The 6,082-nt window shown below is 58.3% G+C and carries 5 protein-coding genes, 2 tRNA genes and 1 pseudogene; 3 read left to right on the top strand and 5 right to left on the bottom strand.

What is annotated here, in order from left to right:
* Nucleotides 1–109: 109 nt before the first annotated feature.
* On the top strand, nucleotides 110–652 hold the full coding sequence (locus EN749_RS28655; protein ID WP_128364413.1) for a hypothetical protein: 543 nt from the start codon (nucleotides 110–112) through the stop codon (nucleotides 650–652).
* A gap of 45 nt (nucleotides 653–697) precedes the next feature.
* On the opposite strand, the gene EN749_RS28650 is transcribed toward EN749_RS28655, so the two are convergent.
* Nucleotides 698–774 (bottom strand) — tRNA-Asp (locus tag EN749_RS28650).
* Between the two features lie 216 nt (nucleotides 775–990).
* Here EN749_RS28650 and EN749_RS28645 point away from each other — a divergent pair.
* Nucleotides 991–1,066: transfer RNA gene (locus tag EN749_RS28645), tRNA-Val, on the top strand.
* Nucleotides 1,067–1,129: 63 nt separating this feature from the next.
* On the opposite strand, the pseudogene EN749_RS28640 reads toward EN749_RS28645, so the two are convergent.
* Nucleotides 1,130–1,410, bottom strand: a pseudogene (locus tag EN749_RS28640) (SDR family oxidoreductase); the annotation flags it as partial.
* 148 nt (nucleotides 1,411–1,558) lie between these two features.
* Here EN749_RS28640 and EN749_RS28635 point away from each other — a divergent pair.
* The gene (locus tag EN749_RS28635; protein ID WP_128364412.1) at nucleotides 1,559–3,316 is read left to right on the top strand and encodes a DUF262 domain-containing protein; all 1,758 of its coding nucleotides are present in this window, start codon (nucleotides 1,559–1,561) and stop codon (nucleotides 3,314–3,316) included.
* An 84-nt stretch (nucleotides 3,317–3,400) separates the two neighbouring features.
* Here the strand turns inward: EN749_RS28635 and EN749_RS28630 are convergent, their stop codons facing one another.
* The 3 genes from EN749_RS28630 to EN749_RS28620 form a co-directional block, all read right to left on the bottom strand.
* Nucleotides 3,401–4,171 carry an SDR family NAD(P)-dependent oxidoreductase gene (locus EN749_RS28630; protein WP_127267956.1) on the bottom strand — a complete coding sequence of 257 codons (771 nt, stop codon included), beginning with the start codon at nucleotides 4,169–4,171 and terminating at the stop codon, nucleotides 3,401–3,403.
* Between the two features lie 13 nt (nucleotides 4,172–4,184).
* The gene (locus tag EN749_RS28625) at nucleotides 4,185–5,180 is read right to left on the bottom strand and encodes an ABC transporter permease (RefSeq protein WP_013532177.1); all 996 of its coding nucleotides are present in this window, start codon (nucleotides 5,178–5,180) and stop codon (nucleotides 4,185–4,187) included.
* A 147-nt stretch (nucleotides 5,181–5,327) separates the two neighbouring features.
* On the bottom strand, nucleotides 5,328–6,082 hold a 755-nt coding region (locus EN749_RS28620), incomplete at its 5' end, for a sugar ABC transporter substrate-binding protein (protein ID WP_145991037.1).

The following is a 6,082-nucleotide window of genomic DNA, read 5'->3' as shown; positions in this document are numbered from 1 at the left end:
GGCGAGAAGCTGGTGTCCCATGCAACGGCGATGATGCAGGCGAGCCGGCTACCGCGGGCTCGCCTGCATCATCGCCGTTGCATGGGACACCAGCTTCTCGCCGGTCGACGTGCGCACGCTGACCCCGGCGCAGGCCATGCAGACGGCGCAGGAATGGGGCTTTCTCATCGCGCGCACCAAGAGCGGCGAGGCGGCTTTCGGCACGCTGTCGCCGCGCACCCAGCGCCTGGTGCTGGCCTACATCGAATCGCTCGGGGTGACGCTGCTGGACGATGCGCCGATCTTCCGCTCGCGCGGCTTCGAGCCGGGACCGAAGGGCGGCCGGCCGCGCGCCGGCGTGCCCTACACCAAGGATTCGCTGGTCGACGATTTCGCCGACCTGCGCAAGCTGGTCTTCGGGGCAGGGGAGAAGCGTCGCCTCATGGACATGCGGCGTTCGGGCGCGGTCGAGGCCAATGCCGGCGGCGCATCGGTCGAGGCGATCTCTGCCAAGATGGGCAATTCGATCGATGAGAACAAGGCGCTGCAGAAGACCTATATGCCGGTCAATCTGGCGGCCGTCCGTTCCGCCGATGCCAGCCGCCGCGAGGGCAGGAAACTGCTTGGCCAGGAACGGAATGAATACAAAAAGTTGAAACTCTCCGGAAAATGAGAGTTGAAACTTTTCAAGGGGCGGTAGCTAACCCCTTGAAATAAATGGCGCGAGTGACGGGGCTCGAACCCGCGACCTCCGGCGTGACAGGCCGGCACTCTAACCAACTGAGCTACACCCGCGCATGGCGAACACGTGTCAGCCGTGTTCGTCGTTGGGGCGCTGGATAAGGGGTTCGCCACCGGGTGTCAAGCGTGACAGGACAGCATAACAGCAAACAGGAGAAGGTTTTTTGACAGCCGGCGTTTTGTTGGCAAAACCGGCATCCAACCAGGGCATCCTGCGCTCATTTGGCCTTGCGAAGCGGACCCTGACCGCTTAAAGGTCCGGCCCGGAGCGGGCGATTAGCTCAGTTGGTAGAGCGCTTCGTTTACACCGAAGATGTCGGCGGTTCGAGCCCGTCATCGCCCACCATTCCATTAGTCCATTCAATCTGTTGCCAAGACACGGAACCGAGTCGTTCGGTAGGTGCTGCAATCACGGCGGCAACAGTCGAAAATCATTGCCCTCCGGCAGCAACTGCCCGCCATCGACGACGATGGTTGTGGCGGCGGTGATGTAGCTGGCGTCGTCGGAGCGGAGGAACAGGAAGGCATTGGCCACATCGCGTGGCCTGCCAAGGCGGTTGAGCGGGATGGGTCTCAATGTTCTTGGCCGCATATAGGCCGCGCCGCGATGCAGCTCGATCGCTCAGTGAGGATGTTGTCGGGCTCGACACCGTTGACGGTGATGCCATAGTCGGAGAATTCCAGAGCCGCGCACGGATGGAGCCGTTGCAAGCGGTTGCAATAGGAATCTAGCACCGATTGCAGCCTCTGCATGAATGCCAACTATGATCCGTCTTGCATATTCGTAGCCGATCTGTAGTTGAGGGTTGAGCGCCCAGGACGGTGCACGGAGATCCAGATGACATCGAGCGTCGAAACCTACACAAGTCTCGTCTCCAAAGCCTACGAGGGGCGATTGCAACTCCCTGCTTTCCAACGAAACTGGAAGTGGAAGACAAGTCAGGTCATCCTGTTGTTTGACAGCTTGAGGCAGGGTTTCCCCATCGGAAATTTCCTCTTCATAAAGCGATCCGACGAGTTTGATCTATCTCCGAGGGATTTCCGTAGCTCGTCTAAGGGTGCGTCAAAGACTCAACCGGAAAACCTCGTGTTAGATGGTCAGCAGAGGATTACTGCAGGTTTGGAGCTATTTTACGAACGAGGTTCAACGAATTACTTTATCGATCTTGAGCGTCTTTTTAAGATGGTTAAGGACATGAAAGTTGATTTGTCTTCAACTCCCTCCATAAGAGCTTTTCTTGCCGACCTCGACGCGGATGATAGATATTGCATCGCTAAGCGCGCCAGTAGTGATCCAAGTCAAAACTTGTTGAAGCGGCATCTGCTTTGGACTGCGACTCTAAATGACGAAATCGAATTGAAGCGAGCGTTGAAGCTTTATATAGCTAAATACCCTGAACGTTCGGATTTTGTTGAGTATGTAGTAGAAGGGAATTTCAAGCCGTCAGCCGAAACGACGATACCTGTCACGACAATCGATGGCGGAGTCTCTATTGAGGCGGTTAGCCGAATATTTTCGACACTAAATTCGACAGGAAAGCTGCTTACGCCCTTTGAGCTGGTCGTGTCTATTCTATTCCCTCATCAGCTGAATTTGGCAGACGACATTGAGACGTTGAGGGATTTGCATCCATACTACGGTAGAATAGATGAAACGGGAGACATATTACTCCAAACTGTCGCGCTTTTTGGTGATAAAGGTACGAAAAAGGCAGCGTTGCCCAAAACTATAACTGCTGAACTTTATCGGCAGCATCATATGGACGCTGCAGATTACCTAAACAAAGCTGGAAAACTCCTGACGGATAAAATCGGGCTTGGGCTTGACAGTTCCTCGGAGCTACTAGTGTATCCTGTGATTTTTTCGCCAATGGCGTATGCTCTAAAGTTATTGGACGGCGAAGACCTTTCTCAGGAAGATCGTGCAAAGGCAGAACGAAAGATTGCAAAGTGGTTTATTGGCGCCGTGCTTTCCCGTCGCTACCAACAGAGTACGCACGACAAGCAATTACGAGATAAGACTGAAATCTACCGCTGGATCAAGGGCGGAGATGATGAAATGCCGCAATGGTTGAAAGACACGTACATTGAAAATCTAAAAGTCCGGGCCCCGGATAGCGCGACAGGAAAACTGCTAAGATGCATAATGAATGCTCGCGGTCTAAAGGATCCGCACACCCTGAAACCAGTCGGTATAAAGTCAGGCGCCGCCACTACGGCCAAGCACCATATTTTCCCCACCCGCTTCGTTAAAAGCCTTGTCGGATGGAACGACGAGGACACAGCAAATTTAGCCTTAAACGTGATGATGATCGAACAATCAACAAATGCCTCATGGTTACATCTCGATCCGGCAATTCAACTTAGCAATGCCATTCAGATAAATGGGCGCGCTACAACTGTTGAGATACTTCAAGCTCACGGAATTTCGGAGGCTTGTATCGCAATTATGGAAAAGCCTCTCAAGTCGCGAAAAGATTTTTACGATTTCCTTCAAGAGAGGGAAAATTTCTTTGTCGCCCAGCTGGAAAACTGGGGATTTAGGCGTGCCCTCCAGCCTGAAGTTGACATAGAAGATGAGCCCATCGAAGACTGATTTCACCCGATGCATCGGCAGTCGTTTGGCGAGAAGATCGGCACACCATTTCGGCAGAAAAGGGCCGCTCCGAAGTAGGCACGATCAAGGCGGCAACAGTCGAAAATCATTGCCCTCCGGCAGCAACTGCCCGCCATCGACGACGATGGTCGTGCCGGTGATGTAGCTGGCATCGTCGGAGGCGAGGAACAGGAAGGCGTTGGCGACGTCGCGCGGGCTGCCGAGGCGGCCGAGCGGGATGGAGTCCTCCATGTTCTTGATGTAAGCCGCGCCGCGATGCAGCTCGATGGCTTCGGTCAGGATGTTGCCGGGCTCGACGCCGTTGACCGTGATGCCGTAGCCGGAGAATTCCAGTGCCGCGGCGCGGATGAAGCCGTTGATGCCGGCCTTGCTGGCCGAATAGTGGCCATGGCCTGGGCTGGTGACATGCGGGCCGGTGATGGACGAGGTGTAGAGCATGCGGCCAAAGCCTTGCGCCTTCATCGGCACCAGGGCCGCGCGGCTGGCATTGAAGGTGCCGCGCAGATTGACCGCCATGACGCGGTCCCAGTCGTCGGCGCTGGTGTTCTCGATCAGCTGCCAGGGATAGATGCCGGCATTCTGCACGATGATGTCGAGGCGGCCATGCTGCTTCAGCGCCAGCGCCACGGCGGCTTCGGCGTCGCTCATTTGCGAGATGTCGGTGCGGATGAAGGGGACGCCCAGTTCGTCAGCGGTGGCTTGCCCGGCATCGGCCTCGGTGTCGGCGAGCACCAGCCTTGCGCCTTCCTCGGCAAAGCGTAGCGCGATGCCCTTGCCGATGCCGCGGGCGCTGCCGATGATCAGCGCTACCTTGCCTTGTAACCGATTGGTCATGCGAGCCGTCCTGTCATGCGAGTCTTTGGCGAATGGTTTGCTTGAAGGCGTCGAGCAGCACGGCCGCCAGCACCAGCAGGCCGTGGATCACCTGGGTAAAATTGGCCGGCAGGCCCATCAAATTGATCGCCGTGTTGATGGCCGAGAGCAGCAGCACGCCGGCATAGACGCCGGGCAGGGTGCCGACACCGCCTTTCAGGCTGACCCCGCCGATGACGACCGCGGCGAAGGCGTTGAACAGCAAGCCGACGCCAAGATTGGCGGTGGCGCCCGACGTGCGGATCGCCAGCAGCCAGCCGGCGAGGCCGGCGATGGCGCCGGCAAGCACGAAGGCGATGATGAGATTGCGGTTCACCCGGATGCCGGCGCGGAAGGTCGCCGTCTCGTTGCCGCCGATCATCACCAGATGCCGGCCGAACGGCGTCTTGGCCATGATCAGCGAAAAGACCACGAAACAGCCAACCGCGATCCAGGCGGTAAGTGGCAGGCCGACAAGCCGCTGGATGCCGAACCAGCGGATGGCCGGTGCAAGATCCTGCGCCGAGCGGCCGCCCGACACGACCAGCACGAGGCCGCGCACCCAGATGTAGGACGCCAGCGTGATGATGAAGGCGCTCATCTTCACCTTGACCACCAGATAGCCGTTGAAGGCGCCGATGAGGCCGCCGACTGCCAGCGCCAGCAGCAGCGAAACCGGAACCATCAGCCATTCGGGATGCAACTGCACGCCCATGCCGATGCCCGACGAGCAAAACAGGATGCCGACCGCCATGGCGCTAAGCGCTGCGACGGATTCGACCGACAGATCCATGTGGCCGGCGATGATCACCAGCGCCAGGCCGATCGACATGACGCCGAGCACGCTGGAAGCCTCGATGATGTTGGCGAAGATGCCGAGCTGAAAGTAGTTCGGGACGAAGATGGAGAAGACCACCAGCACGAACAGCAACATGAACCAGACGAGGTTGTCGAGTACGAACTCCAGGGCTTTGCGTGTGCGCGGGTTCATGGGCTGATCCGGTTGGCGCATGCCCCGCGAAATCAATTCGATTTCGTCGGGTTCGGGCGCGGATTCAAATTCGCCACGGCGTCTTTTGGACGCGGCGTTGTGAAAGGGTAGGCTCCGGGCCGTTACGGCCCGGAGCGCTTTCAATGACTATTCGACCGGCTTGACGGTGTCCGTCGGCGGCTTCTGGTTGCCCCAGAAGGCCGGGTTGTCGACGTTCTCCTTGGTGATGGCGGCACCGGGGATCTTGATGTTCGGACCCCAGGCTTCCTTGGTCACGGTCGATTTCAAGCCGAGCACGTCGTATTCACCGGGCTTGATCTCTTGCTTCTTGACGATCCTGTCCATGAACATCGCGACAGCCGCGGCCTGCGCGTAGAGCGGCTGCTCGATTTCGGCGTTGAGCCAGCCCTTGCGGATCAGGTCGAGGCCGACCGGAGCGCCGTTCGAGCTCATCAGCATGACGTCGCCCGGCTTTTTGCCGGCCGCCTCGAGCGAGGCGACGGCAGCGACCGAAAGGTGCGCGGCATGGCTGAAGATCAGGTCGATGTCCGGGTTCGCCAGCATCTGGTCGGCAACGATTGTGCCGGCATTGCTGGCTTCCCACTGCATGGCCGGAAGCGAGATGATCTTGACGTCGGGAAACGCCTTCATCTTCTCCTCGAAGCCCTTCTGGATGTCGAGCGTGTAGGGATCGCCGGGATCGCCGAGGACTTGCAGCACCTTGCCCTTCACCGAACCGTGCTTTGCCTTCAGCAGCTTCTCGGCCTGGTCGGCGGCGACGTAGCCGATCTCGACCGTTCCGGCGACAGAGGTGAAGTCGGATGGCGTCGAGGTGATCTGGCGGTCGAACTCGACCACCGGGATGCCGGCGGCCCGGGCCGCCTCGATCGACGGTTTCAGGG

The organism is Mesorhizobium sp. M7A.F.Ca.ET.027.02.1.1, assembly GCF_004022985.1.
Classification (GTDB): Bacteria; Pseudomonadota; Alphaproteobacteria; order Rhizobiales; family Rhizobiaceae; genus Mesorhizobium.
This window is presented reverse-complemented; position numbering and strand designations above follow the sequence as displayed.

What these genes read in the sequence shown, in the direction of transcription:
- EN749_RS28630 (WP_127267956.1), bottom strand. Translation starts at nt 4,171, where the DNA reads ATGACCAATCGGTTACAAGGCAAGGTAGCGCTGATCATCGGCAGCGCC.
- EN749_RS28625 (WP_013532177.1), bottom strand. Translation starts at nt 5,180, where the DNA reads ATGAACCCGCGCACACGCAAAGCCCTGGAGTTCGTACTCGACAACCTC.
- EN749_RS28635 (WP_128364412.1), top strand. Translation starts at nt 1,559, where the DNA reads ATGACATCGAGCGTCGAAACCTACACAAGTCTCGTCTCCAAAGCCTAC.